General features: G+C 65.2%; 14 protein-coding genes. 3 read left to right on the forward strand and 11 right to left on the reverse strand.

The features are described 5' to 3' along the window. Positions 1-4: 4 nt before the first annotated feature. From QAZ47_RS10655 to QAZ47_RS10665, 3 genes are read left to right on the forward strand one after another with little or no spacing between them, the layout of a single operon-like run. A complete protein-coding gene (locus QAZ47_RS10655; protein ID WP_278206720.1) occupies positions 5-1,528 on the forward strand; it encodes a tripartite tricarboxylate transporter permease in 1,524 nt (507 codons plus the stop codon). A gap of 15 nt (positions 1,529-1,543) precedes the next feature. After that, complete coding sequence (locus QAZ47_RS10660; RefSeq protein WP_278206721.1) at positions 1,544-2,728, forward strand: CoA transferase; 1,185 nt, start codon at positions 1,544-1,546, stop codon at positions 2,726-2,728. Continuing rightward, positions 2,725-3,564, forward strand: coding sequence for a citryl-CoA lyase (locus QAZ47_RS10665; protein ID WP_278206722.1), 840 nt, complete (start codon positions 2,725-2,727; stop codon positions 3,562-3,564). Before QAZ47_RS10660 ends, QAZ47_RS10665 begins: the two co-directional genes overlap by 4 nt. A 10-nt stretch (positions 3,565-3,574) precedes the next feature. On the opposite strand, the gene QAZ47_RS10670 is transcribed toward QAZ47_RS10665, so the two are convergent. The 11 genes from QAZ47_RS10670 to QAZ47_RS10720 form a co-directional block, all read right to left on the reverse strand. Further along, positions 3,575-4,042 carry an NUDIX hydrolase gene (locus QAZ47_RS10670; RefSeq protein WP_278206723.1) on the reverse strand — a complete coding sequence of 156 codons (468 nt, stop codon included), beginning with the start codon at positions 4,040-4,042 and terminating at the stop codon, positions 3,575-3,577. A 148-nt stretch (positions 4,043-4,190) separates the two neighbouring features. After that, complete coding sequence (locus QAZ47_RS10675) at positions 4,191-4,469, reverse strand: hypothetical protein (RefSeq protein ID WP_278207815.1); 279 nt, start codon at positions 4,467-4,469, stop codon at positions 4,191-4,193. Positions 4,470-4,580: 111 nt separating this feature from the next. Further along, on the reverse strand, positions 4,581-5,273 hold the full coding sequence (locus QAZ47_RS10680) for a response regulator transcription factor (RefSeq protein WP_278206724.1): 693 nt from the start codon (positions 5,271-5,273) through the stop codon (positions 4,581-4,583). After that, positions 5,270-7,993 (reverse strand): sensor histidine kinase KdpD, encoded by a 2,724-nt coding sequence (locus QAZ47_RS10685; RefSeq protein WP_278233206.1) that lies wholly within the window; start codon positions 7,991-7,993, stop codon positions 5,270-5,272. Before QAZ47_RS10685 ends, QAZ47_RS10680 begins: the two co-directional genes overlap by 4 nt. 56 nt (positions 7,994-8,049) lie before the next feature. After that, positions 8,050-8,613: a potassium-transporting ATPase subunit KdpC gene (gene kdpC / locus QAZ47_RS10690; protein ID WP_278206726.1), complete on the reverse strand. Its 564-nt coding sequence runs from the start codon at positions 8,611-8,613 to the stop codon at positions 8,050-8,052. A 12-nt stretch (positions 8,614-8,625) separates the two neighbouring features. Then, positions 8,626-10,722: a potassium-transporting ATPase subunit KdpB gene (gene kdpB, locus QAZ47_RS10695; RefSeq protein WP_278233207.1), complete on the reverse strand. Its 2,097-nt coding sequence runs from the start codon at positions 10,720-10,722 to the stop codon at positions 8,626-8,628. Further along, positions 10,719-10,973, reverse strand: coding sequence for a hypothetical protein (locus tag QAZ47_RS10700; protein WP_278206728.1), 255 nt, complete (start codon positions 10,971-10,973; stop codon positions 10,719-10,721). Before QAZ47_RS10700 ends, kdpB begins: the two co-directional genes overlap by 4 nt. After that, positions 10,957-12,660, reverse strand: a complete 1,704-nt coding sequence (kdpA, locus tag QAZ47_RS10705; RefSeq protein WP_278206729.1) for a potassium-transporting ATPase subunit KdpA — start codon at positions 12,658-12,660, stop codon at positions 10,957-10,959. The genes QAZ47_RS10700 and kdpA overlap by 17 nt, the downstream gene beginning before the upstream one ends. A gap of 22 nt (positions 12,661-12,682) precedes the next feature. Then, positions 12,683-12,772 carry a K(+)-transporting ATPase subunit F gene (locus QAZ47_RS10710; protein WP_040990279.1) on the reverse strand — a complete coding sequence of 30 codons (90 nt, stop codon included), beginning with the start codon at positions 12,770-12,772 and terminating at the stop codon, positions 12,683-12,685. Between the two features lie 631 nt (positions 12,773-13,403). Continuing rightward, the gene (locus tag QAZ47_RS10715) at positions 13,404-14,840 is read right to left on the reverse strand and encodes an amidase (RefSeq protein WP_278206730.1); all 1,437 of its coding nucleotides are present in this window, start codon (positions 14,838-14,840) and stop codon (positions 13,404-13,406) included. A 153-nt stretch (positions 14,841-14,993) separates the two neighbouring features. Beyond that, positions 14,994-16,085, reverse strand: a complete 1,092-nt coding sequence (locus QAZ47_RS10720; protein WP_278233208.1) for a Gfo/Idh/MocA family oxidoreductase — start codon at positions 16,083-16,085, stop codon at positions 14,994-14,996. Positions 16,086-16,210 lie beyond the last annotated feature (125 nt).

Genomic DNA, 16,210 nt, shown 5'->3' on the forward strand with positions numbered 1-16,210 from the left:
GGCGATGGACACGCTCGGTTATCTCGCGCACGGATTCGCGGTCGCCTTCACGCCGACCAATCTCTTGTGGTGCCTGCTCGGCACGACGCTCGGAACCGCGATCGGCGTGCTGCCCGGCCTCGGGCCGGCGCTGACCATCGCGCTGCTCCTGCCGATCACCTACCAGGTGGCGCCGGAGGCTTCCTTCATCCTGTTTGCCGGCATCTATTACGGCGCCATGTACGGCGGCTCGACGACCTCGATCCTGCTCAACACGCCGGGCGAAAGCGCAACGATCGTCACTGCGCTCGAAGGCAACCGGATGGCGCGCTCGGGGCGTGGCGGCGCGGCGCTTGCGACCTCGGCGATCGGCTCCTTCGTGGCCGGCACGCTCGGCACGCTGGGCGTCGCCTTCCTGGCGCCGATCGTGGTCAAGTTCGCGCTGGCCTTCGGGCCGGCCGAGTATTTTTCGCTGATGGTGCTCGCCTTCATCACCGTTTCGGCGGTGCTCGGCTCATCCTCGGTGCGGGGGCTCACCAGCCTGTTCGGCGGCTTCGTCATCGGCATGATCGGCGTCGATCTGCAGACCGGGCAGCCGCGCTTCACCTTCGGCATGGGCGAATTGCTCGACGGCGTCGACGTCATCGTCGTCGCGGTCGGCCTCTTCGCGGTCGGCGAGACGCTCTACATGGCCTCGCGCCGCTATGCCGGCAGGGACGAGATCGTGCCGCTGAAGGGCTCGCTCTACATGACGGCTTCCGAGTGGGCGCGCTCGTGGAAGCCGTGGCTGCGCGGCGCCGCGATCGGCTTCCCGATCGGCGCCATGCCGGCCGGCGGCGCCGAGATCCCGACCTTCCTGTCCTACGCGATCGAGAAGAAGCTCTCCAAGCACAAGGAGGAATTCGGCACGGTCGGCGCCATCGAAGGCGTCGCCGGGCCGGAAGCCGCCAACAACGCGTCCGCCGCCGGCGTGCTGGTGCCGATGCTCACGCTCGGCCTGCCGACCTCGGCGACCGCGGCTATCATGCTGTCCGCCTTCCAGAGCTACGGCATCAATCCCGGGCCGCTGCTGTTGACGACCCAGGCCAACCTCGTCTGGGGTCTGATCGCCAGCCTGTTCATCGCCAACGTCATCCTGGTCATCCTGAACCTGCCGCTGATCGGCCTGTGGGTGCGTCTGCTGAAAATCCCGGCGCCGCAGCTTTATGCCGGCATCCTGGTGTTCGCCACCGTCGGCACCTATGGCATCTCGCAGTCGCCGATCGACCTCGTGATCCTCTATCTGCTGGGGATCGCCGGCTTCCTGATGCGGCGCTTCGATTTCCCGACGGCGCCCGTCATCATCGGCATGATCCTCGGGCCGCTCGCCGAGACGCAGTTTCGCCGGGCGATGACGATCGCCAATGGCGACTGGACGGTGTTCTACCGGCACCCGCTGTCGCTCACGCTTTTGACGCTCGCCTTCGTCGGTCTCGTCGGTCCGCATGTCTGGGCCTATGTCGAGCACCGGCGCACGCGCGGGCCGGAGCATGTGCCAGGCGATGCCTGAGCGATTGCCAAGATCATGACAGACCTGCTTTCCGGCATCCGCGTCCTCGACCTCACCAACGTGCTCGCAGGCCCTTACTGCGCCTACCAGCTGGCGCTGCTCGGCGCCGACGTCATCAAGGTCGAGGCGCCGCCGGGCGGCGATCTCGCGCGCCAGCTCGGCGCCTCGCCGGAACTCAACCAGGCGGGAATGGGCGCATCCTTCCTGGCGCAGAATGCCGGCAAACGGTCGGTCGTGCTCGACCTGAAGAAGGTGGAAGAGCGCGACCGCTTTCTCGATCTCGTCGCCACCTCCGACGCGCTGGTCGAGAATTTCCGGCCCGGCGTGATGGATCGGCTCGGTCTCGGGCACGAGAGGCTGAAGGAAGTCCGGCCGAGCCTCGTCTATTGCGCGATATCCGGGTTCGGCCAGACCGGACCGATGCGCGGCAACCCTGCCTATGACCAGATCATCCAAGGGTTGTCGGGGATCATGAGCATAACCGGCACGCCGGAGACCGCGCCGTTGCGCGTCGGCTATCCCGTCGCCGACACGCTTGGCGGGCTGGTCGGGGCCTTTGCGATCGCCGCGGCGCTTGTCAGGCAGAAGACGAGCGGCGAGGGCGCCTTCCTCGACGTCTCGATGCTCGAATGCACGCTGTCGGCGCTGGGTTGGCCGGTGTCGAATTATCTGACGGCCGGCGTCGAGCCGCGGCCGATGGGCAACGAGAACATGACGGCCGCGCCCTCGGGAGCCTTCCGCACCGGCGAAGGGCTGCTCAACATCGCCGCCAACAAGCAGGAGCAGTTCGTCACCCTTTGCGGGCTGATCGGACGCCCTGAACTGGCGTCGGATCCGCGCTTCGCCGAACGCGAGACACGCAAGGAGAACCGGGCAGCGCTGAAGGCGTTGATCGAGGAAGCGCTTGCCGGCGCCTCGGCCGCGATCTGGGAAGAAAAGCTCAACCGGGCCGGCGTGCCGGCGGGACGTGTGCTGACGATCCCGCAAGTGCTGGAGGAACGCCAGGTGACGGAGCGCGGCATGGCGACCCGCTTCCAGCATGTATCCGGCATGGAGGAGCCGCTGACGGTGGTGCGCGGCGGCTTCATGGTCGACGGCGCGGCACCGGCGCCCGCCCGGCCGCCACCGCGGCTCGGCGAGCATCTGGACGAGGTGTTCGCCGCGTTGCCGGCGAGCGACAAAACGAGGGCGCGAGCATGAGCGCGGAGAAGAAGACCGGCCGCGAGCGTGGCGAGGAATGGTGGCAGACCGGCATCATCGAGATGCATCCCGGCGTGATCCGGCTGCGCGGCTACGAGATCCAGGACCTGATCGGCCGAGTCAGCTTTCCGGCGATGATCTGGCTGATGCTGCGCGGCGAATTGCCGAGCGAGGAGCAGGCGGCGCTGCTCGGCATCGCGCTGGGAGCTGCCGTCGATCACGGCCCGCAGGCGCCCTCGATCGCGATCGCGCGCATGGCCGCCACTTGTGGCGTCGGCATCAACAACGCCATGGCCTCCGCCATCAACGTGCTGGGCGACGTGCACGGCGGCGCCGGCGAGCAGGCGCTCGCCTTATATGGCGACATTGCCGCCGCGATGGATGGCGGCGCAGGTCTTGCGGAAGCGGTGTCGGCGCGGCTCGATCGTTTCTTTGCCGAGGAGAAAGGCTATGTGCCCGGCCTCGGCCATCGCTTCCATCCAATCGATCCGCGGGTGCCCCGCCTCATGGAACTGACGCGCGCGTTTGCCGCGCGCGGCAGCGTCAGCGGGCGCTTCGCCGGCATTGCCGAGGCGATCGAGGCGGAGGTCGCAACGCGCAAGGGCAAGACGATCCCGCTCAACATCGACGGCGCCACCGCCGTCATCTATGGCGAGCTCGGCTTCCCGCCGCCACTGACGCGCGGTCTCTTCGTGCTGTCGCGCTCGGTCGGCATCCTGGCGCATGCCTGGGAGCAGTCGCAGGAGAGCGACCGCAACAAGGGACCGCTGCCCAAGGAATGGCTATGGGCTTATACCGGCACGCCGGCACGGCCTTTTCCTGGCGACGCCGATTAAAGAGATTCTGTCAGGCCGGAACGGTCGCCGGGATCGTCAAATCCCTGAGCAGCGTCGAAAGCTCCGGCTCGTCGATGAGCAAGGCGGCATCGGCAGGCGGCAGCCAGGCCCGCTGTCGGTTCGCGGCCTCCCGCCAGTCGGTCATCTCCTCGGTGACCTCGAGCAGATAGACGGCCACGTCGACGCGAATGAAACCGTTGGCCATGCGTTTCCAGTAGGAATAGGTGCCCGCGGGCTGCTTCAGCGCCTTGCCCAGCACGCCGGCCTCTTCCTGGGCTTCGATAGCAGCCGCCTTGCGCCCGCTCTTGCCCTTCATCGGCCAGCCCTTGGGGACGATGAAGCGCCTGGTCGTGCGTGAGGTGACCACCAGCACCTCGATGTCGCCGTCTTCGCGCAGACGAAAGGGGATGGCCGCCACCTGGCGGATCCGTGCTCCTTTCTTTGCTCTGCGTACCGCTTTCTTCTTGGCTGTTGCCATCCCAAAATCCGATGAGAGCAGCATCCGCCCCGCGCGTCATGCGCGTACGGCAAAAGCCTTACCCCTGCAAACCCCAAAACCATCGTCCTTGCAATCCGGCATTTTGCCAGCAAGTAAGTCGGCTAAATAAACGGAAAAAGCCGGAATGTCAGCGGCAGACCCGCGAAATCGTGGTGCCAATTACCTGGGACTGGCAATTCTGCTTGACGATCGGCACTTCAGGGCGAGGCTTCGGCGCGATCTGCCGGTCCTGTTCGCGGTATAGCTGCTGCTGTTGCTGGAACTGCTGCCGCTGCAGTTGGTTCCGGAGTGTTTGCAGTTCGTTCTGTTGGATCAGCGCGTTGCGGTTCGTCGGGATGACGACCTGAGCCGAGGCGTTTGAAGCCACACCCCAAAGGGTAGCAGACACCACGGCCGCCGAGGTCATGATTGCCAAAAAGCGAGGATGCGACATTGCTTCCTTCCCGCATGAAAAAACGGAACCTGCCCATAATATAGGGGATTTGTCCGGATGTACCATGGTTCAGGCTTGCGTCAGCTAGTCGACCTCACGCAAGCGATAGCCGACGCCGGTCTCGGTGATGATGTAGCGCGGCTGGTCCGGCGTCTTCTCGATCTTCTGCCTCAATTGGCGGACATAGACCCTTAGATACTGCACGTCGGTCGAATCGTTCCAGATCTGCTTCATCAGGAATTGGTGGGTGAGCACCTTGCCGGCATACTGCACGAGCATGCGCAGAATGTCGTATTCCTTGGGCGACAGCTTCACTTCCTTGCCTTCGACCTTGACGATGCGTTTCACCAGGTCGACCGACAGGTCTCCGGTCTGGAATACCGGCTTCTCGCCCTGCTGCTGGAACTTGTGGCGCAGCGCCACCCGGATGCGGGCGACCAGCTCATTCATGCCAAAGGGTTTTGTCACGTAGTCGTCGGCACCGAGCTCGAGCGCCGAGACGATGCCGGCCTCGTCGGTGCGGCTCGAAAGGATGACGACCGGAATGTCCAGGCCGTCGTTACGCCATTTGCCGAGAAGCTCGAGGCCGGTCATGCCGGGCAGACCGAGGTCGAGCAGGATCAGGTCGGGCCGTTCCGCCTGCACGAACTCGATTGCGGCCTTGGCATTCGGCGCCTCGGAGACCGTATAGCCCTGGCTGCCGAGGCCGACCCGAAGCAATTTGCGGATCGGCGGCTCGTCGTCGACGACCAGGATGCTGACGTTCTGGCTGGTCATGCGGCGTCATCCGTCTTGGCGACGGCCAAGTCCGGAATTTCCTCCGGAACCGGCATGCGGATGGTGAAGATCGCGCCCGGCCGGTCGGTGCGGTTCGCCGCCGAGATCGCGCCGCCCATGGCCTCGATGAAGCCCCGGCTGATCGACAGACCGAGACCCGTGCCGGCGCGGACCTGGTCGCGCTTGCGCACGCGGTAGAAGGTGTCGAAGATGCGCTCGAGGTCGTCGACCGGAATGCCCGGTCCCTCGTCCATGATCTGCAGGATGACGGACCCGTTGTCGAGCCAGCCTTGCAGGCGGATGGCCGAGCCTGGCGGCGCATATTTCGCGGCATTGTCGAGAAGATTGAACAGCACCTGCTCGAACAGGACAGGGTCGAGGCGCAGCATCGGCAGGTCCGGCGGAATGTCGGTGTCGATCCGATGCTCGCCGGTGATCTTGCGGGCCCGATCGAGCGCCGAGCCGACGATGTCGCCGACATAATGGAAGGCGTAGTTCGGCTCCATCGCGCCCGACTCGATCTTGGTCATGTCGAGCAGGTTGGCGATGAAGCGGTTCAGCCGCTCCGATTCGTCGACCACGGTCGACAGAAGGTCTGCGCGATCCTTTTCGGGAAGGGCGGCCGCATATTCCCGCAGCGTGCCGGCGGCGCCCATGATGGCGGCAAGCGGCGTCTTCAGGTCATGCGAGATCGAGGTGAGCAGCGCCGTGCGCAGCCGGTCCGCTTCCGCCGCCAGCCTGGCACGGTCGACATCGGCGACAAGCTGGATGCGCTCGATGGCGACCGCCGCCTGATCGGCAAGCGCGTCGAGAAGACGCTGCTGCTCGGACGTCAGCAACGGGCCTTGCCTGTCGTTGTCGAGGCCAACGACGCCGACCGCCGTGCGCCCAGTCCGCAAAGGGAGGTAGAGACGCTTCGCGCCGGGCAGCGTGTCGGCGCCGCGGCCGGCCGGGCGGTCGTGCTCCCAGGCCCAGCGGGCGGCGGCGATGTCGGCCTCGGCTAGCGTGTCGTCCGGCGGGTAGCCGGCCTTGACCGTGATCGTGCCGTTTTCCGGCAGAAGCAGCACCACGCGCACTTTCAGCATGGAGGCGATCTGGAACGCGGTGGCCCACAGCACGTCATCGAGCGTGCCGGCGCCGGCGAGCTTCTTGGCGAAGGAATAGATGTCCTCGGTTGCCCGTGCACGCGAGCGGGCGGCGACCGCCTGGCGCTGCACGCGCGCCGTCAGATTGCTGGCTATGACGGCGACAACGAGGAAGGCGGCAAAGGCGACGATGCTCTCCGGGTCCCTGATCGTCAGCGTGTAGCGCGGCTCGAGGAAGAAGAAGTTGAAGGCAAGGGCACTCAGGAAACAAGCGTAAAGCGCTGGCCAGAGCCCGAAGGTCACCGCCGACGTCAGCACGGCCAGGAGCAGGACGCTTGCCAGATTGCGAACATCGAAAAACTGGTCGAGAACCGAGCTGACGGCCAGTGCACCGGCTACATAGGCCGTGGAGAACAAATAGGGCCAGATCTGGAAAGGCTTCTGCTCGGCGGCCGCTTTCACCCTTGTCGAAGGCGTCCCCGCGTCGCGCTCGGTGCCCGAAATGACATGCACGCTGATGTCGCCGGCATTGCGGATCAGATCATAGGTGAGCGAGCCCTCGATCAGTTCCCGCCAGCGCGAGCGGGTCGGCCGGCCGATGACGATATGAGTGAAGTTGTTCGCCGTCGCGTGGCGCACGATGTCCTGGGCGACGTTCTGGCCCGGGATAGTCGCCACCTCGGCGCCGAGCTGCTCGGCAAGGCGCAGGTTCGTCGCCAGCCGGTCCTTGTCCTCCTCGGACATGCCGGCCAGGCGAGGCGTGTCGACATGCAGCGCCGTCCAGGGCGCGCGGAGCCGGTCGGCAAGCCGGCGTGCGTAACGGATGCGGGCGGCTCCGCCGGGACGCGAGTCGACGCAGACGAGGACCCGTTCGCCGGCGGCCCACGGTCCCGGAATGGCGTGGGACTGCATGTGGTTGAGCAACTGCTCGTCGACGCGCTGGGCGGTGCGTCTCAACGCCAGCTCGCGAAGCGCGGTCAGATTGCCCGGCGAAAAATAGTTCTCGATCGCACGCTGCGCGGTTTGAGGGAAATAGACCTTGCCTTCATGCAGCCGCTGGATCAGGTCGTTGGGGGTGAGGTCGATGACCTCGATGTCGTCGGCCTCGTCGATGATGGAATCGGGAACGGTTTCGCGCACCCGGACGCGGGTGATCTGTGCCACGACATCGTTTAGGCTTTCGACATGCTGGATGTTGAGCGTGGTGTAGACATCGATGCCCTGCGACAGGATCTCCTGCACGTCGAGATAGCGCTTGGGGTGGCGGCTGCCGGGCGCGTTGGTGTGGGCGAGCTCGTCGACCAGAACCAGCGCCGGGCGCCGTTTCAGGATCGCGTCGATATCCATCTCCTCGAGGACATGGCCGCGATATTCGACCTGGTGGCGCGGGACCACCTCATAGCCGTCGACCAGCGCCTGGGTCTCCTTGCGGCCGTGCGTTTCGACGACGCCGATCACGACGTCGATGCCGTCGGCCCGGCGGGCGCGGCCCGCCATCAGCATCTCGTAGGTCTTGCCGACGCCGGGCGCGGCGCCGAGGAATATCCGCAGACGGCCGCGACCCTCCCGCTCAGCGTGCTCGAGCAGCGCGTCGGGAGATGGTCTGTTCTCCGGGTTTGTCCTGTCGTCCGGCATCAAGTCCAATCATGAATTGCGCCGGGGGTCGTGTCGATCCCCGGCACGGGTGCTGATTATTTCAGGTCGTCGAGCGCGAGATTGAGCGCCAGCACGTTGAGCACCGGCTCGCCCATGAAGCCAAGCTCGCGATCCTCGACATGGCTGCCGACGAGCGACTTCACCTTGGCTTCGTCGATGCCCCTGGCCTTGGCAATCCGCGGCACCTGGAAATAGGCGGCTTCGGGGCTGATGTCTGGGTCGAGACCGCTGCCCGAGGTGGTGACGAGGTCCATCGGCACCGGCGCGCTCGGGTTCTCGGCCTTCAACTTGTCGGCGTCGCCCTTGATGCGCTCGATCAGCTTCGCATTGGTTGGTCCAAGATTCGAGCCGCTGGAGGCGGCGGCGTTGTAGCCGTCCCCGGCGGCCGACGGCCGGCCGTGGAAATAACGGTCGCTGGCGAAGGCCTGGCCGATCAGTTCGGAGCCGATGACCTTGCTGCCCTTCGTGATCAAGCTGCCATTGGCCTGGTTGGGAAACAGCGCCTGGGCGATGCCGGTCATGCCGATCGGGTAGACGAGGCCGGTAAGCACCGTGAAGAAGACGATCATGACAAAAGCGGGTCTGAGTTGCTTGAACATCGGAACAGATCCTTAAGCGAGGCCGAGGGCGGTGACGATCAGGTCGATCGCCTTGATGCCGACAAACGGCACGACGATGCCGCCGAGGCCGTAGACGAGAAGGTTGCGGGTAAGCAGCGCGCCGGCGCCGATGGCGCGGTACTTGACGCCCTTCAGCGACAGCGGGATCAGCGCGATGATGATCAGCGCGTTGAAGATGATGGCCGACAGGATGGCGCTTTGCGGCGTCGCCAGATGCATGATGTTGAGCGCCTGCAGCGGACCGGCGGACTGGCCGGGCGCGACGTAGAAGACCGCGAACATCGCCGGGATGATGGCGAAATACTTCGCCACGTCGTTGGCGATCGAGAAGGTCGTCAGCGAGCCGCGCGTCATCAGCAGCGCCTTGCCGATCTCGACGATCTCGATCAGCTTGGTCGGATCGCTGTCGAGGTCGACCATGTTGCCGGCTTCTCGCGCGGCGACCGTGCCGGTGTTCATGGCGACGCCGACGTCGGCCTGGGCGAGCGCCGGCGCGTCATTGGTGCCGTCGCCGCACATGGCGACCAGCTTGCCCTTGGCCTGCTCCTCGCGGATCAGCGACAGCTTGTTCTCCGGCGTCGCCTGGGCGAGGAAATCGTCGACGCCAGCCTCGGCGGCGATCGCGGCCGCGGTCAGCGGATTGTCGCCGGTGATCATCACCGTGCGGATGCCCATCTTGCGCAGCTCCGCGAAACGCTCGCGGATGCCGCCCTTGACGATGTCCTTGAGATGGACGACGCCGAGCAGGCGGCCGTCACGCTCGACCGCCAGCGGCGTGCCGCCGGCCTTTCCGATCTCGTCGGCTATGGCCTGCAGGTCGCGGATCGTCTCGCCGGTGGGACGCGTGCCGTGAGCGGCGACGGTCGCCTGGTTGACGTGAGCCAGCACCGCGTCGACCGCGCCCTTGCGCACGGACGAGCCGTCGATATCGACGCCGCTCATGCGGGTCTGCGCGGTGAAGGGCACGAAGGCCGCGTGCAAGGTCGCCATATCGCGGGCACGGATGCCGTATTTCTCCTTGGCGAGCACGACGATCGAGCGGCCTTCCGGCGTTTCGTCGGCGAGCGAGGCAAGCTGCGCCGCATCGGCCAGTTCCTGCTCTGTGACGCCCTTGACCGGCCTGAACTCGGTCGCCTGGCGATTGCCGAGCGTGATGGTGCCGGTCTTGTCGAGCAGCAGTGTGTCGACGTCGCCGGCGGCCTCGACGGCGCGGCCGGACATGGCGAGCACGTTGAAGCGCACCAGGCGGTCCATGCCGGCGATGCCGATGGCCGAGAGCAGCGCGCCGATCGTGGTCGGGATCAGCGTCACGAACAAGGCGACGAGGATCGTGACCGGGATATCGCCGCCGGAATAGGAAGCGAAGCTCGGGATGGTCGCGGTCGCCAGCACGAAAATCAGCGTCATGCCGACGAGGAGGATGTTGAGCGCGATCTCGTTCGGGGTCTTCTGGCGCTCCGCACCCTCGACCAGCGAGATCATGCGATCGAGGAAGGTGTGACCGGAGGCGGCGCTGATGCGCACGCGGATCCAGTCGGACAGCACCTGCGTGCCGCCGGTGACGGCCGAACGGTCGCCGCCGGATTCGCGGATGACGGGCGCGGATTCGCCGGTAATCGCCGCCTCGTTGACGGAAGCCACGCCTTCGATCACCTCGCCGTCCGAAGGGATGATGTCGCCGGCTTCGACCAGCACGATGTCGCCGACCTTCAGGCTTGTGCCGGGCACCAGCTTGAACTTGCCGCGATCCTCGCCGTTGACGAGCAGCTTGGCCTGGGTCTCGGTGCGCGCCTTGCGCAGCGAGTCGGCCTGAGCCTTGCCGCGGCCTTCGGCGACGGCTTCGGCGAAGTTGGCGAACAGCACGGTGAACCACAGCCAGATGATGATCTGCAGCGTGAAGCCGAGATCGCCGCCACCGGTGATGAGGTCCTTGACGAACAGAACGGTGGTGAGCGCCGAGACGACGGCGACGACGAACATCACCGGGTTCTTGACCAGCGTGCGTGGATCGAGCTTGCGGAAGGCGCCGCCGATGGCGGGCACCAGGATGCGGGCATCCAGAATGCTCGCGGATTTGGACTGGCTCATTTCGAGGCTCCGGTATCGGTGATGTTGGACGGCGCCGGGTGTTCGGTCTTCGGGAACAGGTGCGGAAGGCCGGTGGCCAGCAGCCACAGCACCAACAGCACCGCCGCCATGCCGAGAAAGGTTGAAAGCGTCGGGAAAGGTCGAGGTTTCTCGTCCCTTCCGTTGTCGGGCGCTCCGTCACCGGCCTGGTGACGGTCATGCGCGCGTATGTCGTTGAAGCGGAGCATGGTCATCTCAGAAGGTCTGTCCATGGATCATCGCCAGATGCTCGACGATCGGACCGACGGCGAGCGACGGGAAGAAGGTGAGGCCGCCGACGATGACGATGACGCCGACCAGCAGCCCGACGAACAGCGTGCCGTCGGTCGGGAAAGTGCCGGCCGAAGCGGGCACGGTCTTCTTCGCCGCCAGCGAGCCGGCAATGGCCAAAGCCGGAATGATGACCAGGAAACGGCCCATCAGCATGCCGATGGCACCCGTAAGGTTGAACCAGGGCGTGTTGCCGGTGAGTCCGCCGAAGGCCGAGCCGTTATTCGCGGCCGACGACGTGTAGGCATAGAGCACCTCGGAGAAGCCGTGCGGGCCGCCATTGGCCATCGAGGCCACGGCGCTCGGCAGGACCACGGCGATGGCCGTGAAGATCAGCATCGCCAGCGGCAGACAGAGGATGGCGAGCATTGCCATCTTGACCTCCTTGGCCTCGATCTTCTTGCCGAGATATTCGGGCGTGCGGCCGACCATCAGGCCGGCGACGAAGACGGCGACGACGACGAACATCAGGATGCCGTAGAAACCGGCGCCGACACCGCCGACGATGACCTCGCCGAGCTGCATGTTGATGATCGGGATCATGCCGCCGAGCGCGGTGAAACTATCATGCATGGCGTTGACGGCGCCGCAGGAGGCGGAGGTGGTGATGACCGCGAACAGGGCCGAGAGCGCGATGCCGAAGCGGGTCTCCTTGCCCTCCATGTTGCCGCCGTCGATGCCCAGCGCATGGACGAGCGGATTGCCGGCGGCCTCGGCCCAATAGCAGACGATGACGCCGGCTATGAACAACACACCCATCGAAGCGAGGATCGCCCAGCCCTGGCGCTGATTGCCGACCATGCGGCCGAAGACGTTGGTGAGACCGGCGCCGAGCGCGAAGATCGTCAGCATCTGGATCATGTTGGAGATCGCGTCCGGATTCTCGAACGGATGCGCGGCATTGGCGTTGAAGAAGCCGCCGCCATTAGTGCCAAGCATCTTGATGGCAACCTGCGAGGCGACCGGTCCGAGCGCGATGGTCTGCTTGGCGCCTTCCAGCGTGGTGGCGTCGACATAAGGCCCAAGCGTCTGCGGAATGCCGAGCCAGACATAGACCAGCGTCAGCACGATACACATCGGCAGGAGCACGTAGAGCGTACAGCGGGTCAGATCGACCCAGAAATTGCCGATCGACTTGCCCGAGGCACGAGCGAAGCCGCGGATCAGCGCGATCGCGATGGCGATGCCGGTGGCGGCCGAGACGAAATTCTGGACTGTGAGGCCTGCCATCTGCACGAGGTAGGACATCGTGCTTTCGCCGCCGTAGTTCTGCCAGTTGGTGTTGGTGACGAAGCTCGCGGCGGTATTGAAGGCGAGCTGCGGGTCGACCGCGGTCATGCCTGCCGGGTTGTAGGGCAGCACGCCCTGCAGCCGCTGCAGCGCGTAGAGAACGAGAAGGCCCACAAGGTTGAAGAGCAGCATGGCCGTCGTGTAGACGGCCCAGTGCTGTTCCTCCCGCTCGCTCGTTCCGGCGAGGCGATAGAGGCCGCGCTCGATCGGAACAAGCGCCGGCGACAGCAAGGTTCGGTCACCGCTGAAGACGCGGTACATATAGCCGCCGAGCGGCTTCACGAGCAAAAGCAGGATCCCGCAATAGAGGAGGATCTGTATCCAGCCGTTGAGTGTCATGATGTGACCTTCCGTGCGCCAATCAGAAGCGTTCTGGGCGAATGAGCGCGTAGGTGAGATAGGCAAGCAGGAACAAGGTCACCGCGCCGCCAAGTATGTAATCAAGAAGCATGATCCGATCGCTCCGCTCAGATTCTGTCGCAGGCTTTGACGTAGGCTAAGGACAAGACGAAGAATAAAATCCCGATCCCGAGAACAATGAGGTCCATTTCAGGTGTTCCTTGCTTTCCATTTGTGTTTGCAGCCCGCTCGGGCAGGCTCAAAACTGCACGCGACCGCGCATCACTTTGGCGATGACGGCGATCAAAGCGTTCTTTCGAAGGGAAATATGGACCCGATCGCCATAAAGGTTCGAGACGAGGCGGGCGGGAAAGATATAGGAATTTTATAGGGATTTTGGGCGGCCCCGTCCGAAGGTCCGGTTGGTTAATGTGCGTTGGCAGATTCCATGCCTTGGCGACTGGCCGAAAACGCCTATCGCGTCGTCATCCACGGGCGGAGCAAGGAGCGAAGCGACGCGCGCAGACCCGAGGATCTATGCCGTGACTTGGAAGCGCCGCGGCGGTCCAGAATTCCGCACCCTTGCACACTTCGGTCCAGGTAAGGGCATGGATTCCAGGGTCTGCGCGCGTCGCTTCGCTCCTTGCTCCGCCCTGGAATGACGAGGTTCATGAGCCTTCAGCTCATCATCAGCGTTTGCGATGACTACACCAACGTACGTTGATAGCCCACAAGGTGATCGCCTACAGCGCCGGCCGCCGGTCCTTCCATGGCATCTCGCCTTCCAACTGCGTGGAGAGCGCGAGCACCGTCGCCTCGTCGCCATAGCGGCCGACGAGCTGAACGCCGATCGGCGCGCCGCCGGCGGACTGCCCAAGCGGCAGCGAGATCGCCGGCAGGCCGGAGAAGTTGAAGGGAAAGTTGAAGACCGCGTCGCCCCATTTGGCGTTGTAGCGGTCGAGATCGGTCTCCGACATGTCGTAGTAGCCGAAGGGGCGCGGCAGCTCAGTCAGCGTCGGGGTGACGAAGATGTCGTAGGGGTTGAGGTCGGTGACGATGTCGCGGCCGATCAGCCTCAGCTGCTCGACATCGGAAACATGCTTGATGCCGCTGGTCGTGCGGCCGCGCGAGATCACTGCCCAGGTCACCGGCTCTACGTCGTGCGGTGTCACCGGGCGGCCGACCAGCGTTTCGAGAAAGCCGAAGGTCGCGGCCGTCTGGACGTTGGTCATGTCCGTGTAGGTTTTCCAGGCGGCATCGGCATCGAGCGGCATGTCGTGCTCCTCGACATCATGGCCGAGGCGCTGAAGCGCGGCCACCGCCGCAAGCACCGTCGCCTTGACCTCCGCATCGATGGCGGTGCCATTGGGCGGCGTGACGGTAAAGCCGACGCGCAGCTTCTTCGGCGTCCGCGCGGAGAGGCTGAGCCAGCTGCCCTCCGGCACCGGCGGCGTGTAGGCATCTCCCGGCAGCGCGCCGGCCACGGCATCGAGATAGGCGGCCGTGTCGCGCACCGTGCGCGATAAGCAGAGGAAATAGGCGCCGCCATACCAATAGTCGCCGAAGGGCGCGAGGCTGACGCGGCCGCGCGACGGTTTCAGCCCGACGATGCCGCAGCACGAGGCCGGCACGCGGATCGAGCCGGCGCCGTCGCTGGCTTCGGCGATCGGCACCATGCGCGAGGCGACCGCGGCCGCAGCGCCGCCGCTCGATCCGCCCGGCGTGATGCCTTCCTTCCAGGGGTTCTTCGTCGTGCCGTATAGCTTCGGCTCGGTGGTGATCGACCAGCCGTTCTCGGGCGCGTTGGACTTGCCGACGAGCACCAGGCCGGCCGCCTTGATGCGGCGCACCACCTCGCTGTCGGAATCGGCGACGAAGTCCTTCAGGTAGGAGCAGGAATTGGTGAGAGGCGCACCCTTCCAGGACGAGGCGAGCTCCTTGAGCAGATAAGGCACGCCGGCGAAAGGCGCGTTCCTGTCCACCGTCGCCGCCTGGGCGCGCGCCATGTCGTAGAGGCGATGGACGACAGCGTTCAGTTCAGGGTTCAGGCGCTCGATCGTGGTGACCGCCGCTTCGACCAGCTCGCTCGGCGAAACCTCGCCGCGTTTCACCAGGCCTGCCAGGCCTAGGGCGTCGGAGTTGGTGTAGGTCTCGAGCAGGCTGTCCGAAATCGCTGCCATGTCTTCCTCCCCCTATGATCGCGCCGATAGCCGGGAACGGCTCGGCGTTCCCCTCACCCAGCCTCCGCTTCGCTCGGCTGACCTCTCCGTCGGGGAGAAGGTGGCCGCGAAGCGGCCGGATGAGGGGGCTGGCGCGGCAGGGCGCGCCGAGCCTCAAGCCAGCTCGACGGTGCGCCTCTCCGCGATGCTCTGCTCGGCGGCGAGCACGATGCGCAGGCTGTTGACGGCCGCATCCATCTGCTCGGTCAGGTCGAGATCCTCGCGGATGGCGCGCAGGAAGAAGGCCTGCTCGCGGTCGCAAAGCTCCTGATGGCCGGGCTCGTCCTCCATGCTGACGATCTCGTCAGGCTTCGAAAAGTTCTTGTCGCCGTCGACCTGCGCATAGTGGATCTTCAGCGCGTCGGTCTTGGTATGGCGGTCGATGTCGGCGGAATCCGATACCTCCTCGGCTTCCTTGGCGCTGCTTCCCGACTGGCCGGCGACGATCGAGACGGCACCCTTCGGGCCGACCACGTCCTTCACGAAATAGGCCGTCTCGCTCATCATCGGTCCCCAGCCCGCCTCGTACCAGCCGACCGAGCCGTCATCGAAGGTGACATGCAGGTGGCCGTAATTCTGCTTGTCGGCCTCGGCCCAGAGTTTCGCGCCGATGCCGTGCACGCGCACCGGCTTGGCGCCGGTGAGCTGGCACATGACGTCGACATAGTGCACGCCGCAGTCGACGATCGGGATCAGCGAGTCGATCAGGTTCTTGTGCCAATGCCAGGCGGTGCCGCTGCTCTGCTGGTTGAGGTTGAGGCGCATCACCAGCGGCTTGCCGAGCGTCTTGCCGACCTCGATGAATTTGATCCAGGACGGGTGGACGCGCAGGATGTAGCCCAGCACCAGCTTGCGGTTCTTGGCACGCGCCGCGGCCACCACCTTCTCGGCGTCGGCGATGTTGGTGGCGAGTGGCTTTTCCATGAACACATGGCAGTTGGCGGCGATCGCCTTCAGCGCATATTCGGCATGCGTATTCGGCCAGCTGTTGATGGAGACCGCGTCCGGCTTGGTTTCCTTCAGCGCCAGGTCGAAATCCTCATAGAGCGGATAGCCGGCAAGTTCCTTTGGGATCTTCCTGTTGCTCTTGATGGTGCGGCTCATGATGCCGACGATCTCGAAGCCGTCCGAGCGGTGATAGGCGCTGGCATGCGAGGCGCCCATATTGCCCAGACCAACCACCAGGATTCTTACTTTGTCGGCCATGTCAGCCTCCCTGATTATCAATTGAACTGTGGGTGGCGATGTGCGGCCGCCGCCCATGTGCCTGTCCGGGCAATCGCCACAGGTTGGCGCTGCCCCTCATTGCCCTGCCGGGCATTTCTCCCCGT

The sequence above is a fragment of the Mesorhizobium sp. WSM4904 genome (assembly GCF_029674545.1).
Classification (GTDB): Bacteria; Pseudomonadota; Alphaproteobacteria; order Rhizobiales; family Rhizobiaceae; genus Mesorhizobium.

What these genes read in the sequence shown, in the direction of transcription:
- QAZ47_RS10665 (WP_278206722.1), top strand. Translation starts at nt 2,725, where the DNA reads ATGAGCGCGGAGAAGAAGACCGGCCGCGAGCGTGGCGAGGAATGGTGG.
- QAZ47_RS10655 (WP_278206720.1), top strand. Translation starts at nt 5, where the DNA reads ATGGACACGCTCGGTTATCTCGCGCACGGATTCGCGGTCGCCTTCACG.
- kdpB (WP_278233207.1), bottom strand. Translation starts at nt 10,722, where the DNA reads ATGAGCCAGTCCAAATCCGCGAGCATTCTGGATGCCCGCATCCTGGTG.
- QAZ47_RS10660 (WP_278206721.1), top strand. Translation starts at nt 1,544, where the DNA reads ATGACAGACCTGCTTTCCGGCATCCGCGTCCTCGACCTCACCAACGTG.
- QAZ47_RS10675 (WP_278207815.1), bottom strand. Translation starts at nt 4,469, where the DNA reads ATGACCTCGGCGGCCGTGGTGTCTGCTACCCTTTGGGGTGTGGCTTCA.
- QAZ47_RS10710 (WP_040990279.1), bottom strand. Translation starts at nt 12,772, where the DNA reads ATGCTTCTTGATTACATACTTGGCGGCGCGGTGACCTTGTTCCTGCTT.
- QAZ47_RS10670 (WP_278206723.1), bottom strand. Translation starts at nt 4,042, where the DNA reads ATGGCAACAGCCAAGAAGAAAGCGGTACGCAGAGCAAAGAAAGGAGCA.
- QAZ47_RS10685 (WP_278233206.1), bottom strand. Translation starts at nt 7,993, where the DNA reads ATGCCGGACGACAGGACAAACCCGGAGAACAGACCATCTCCCGACGCG.
- QAZ47_RS10680 (WP_278206724.1), bottom strand. Translation starts at nt 5,273, where the DNA reads ATGACCAGCCAGAACGTCAGCATCCTGGTCGTCGACGACGAGCCGCCG.
- QAZ47_RS10700 (WP_278206728.1), bottom strand. Translation starts at nt 10,973, where the DNA reads ATGGACAGACCTTCTGAGATGACCATGCTCCGCTTCAACGACATACGC.
- kdpA (WP_278206729.1), bottom strand. Translation starts at nt 12,660, where the DNA reads ATGACACTCAACGGCTGGATACAGATCCTCCTCTATTGCGGGATCCTG.
- QAZ47_RS10720 (WP_278233208.1), bottom strand. Translation starts at nt 16,085, where the DNA reads ATGGCCGACAAAGTAAGAATCCTGGTGGTTGGTCTGGGCAATATGGGC.
- kdpC (WP_278206726.1), bottom strand. Translation starts at nt 8,613, where the DNA reads ATGTTCAAGCAACTCAGACCCGCTTTTGTCATGATCGTCTTCTTCACG.
- QAZ47_RS10715 (WP_278206730.1), bottom strand. Translation starts at nt 14,840, where the DNA reads ATGGCAGCGATTTCGGACAGCCTGCTCGAGACCTACACCAACTCCGAC.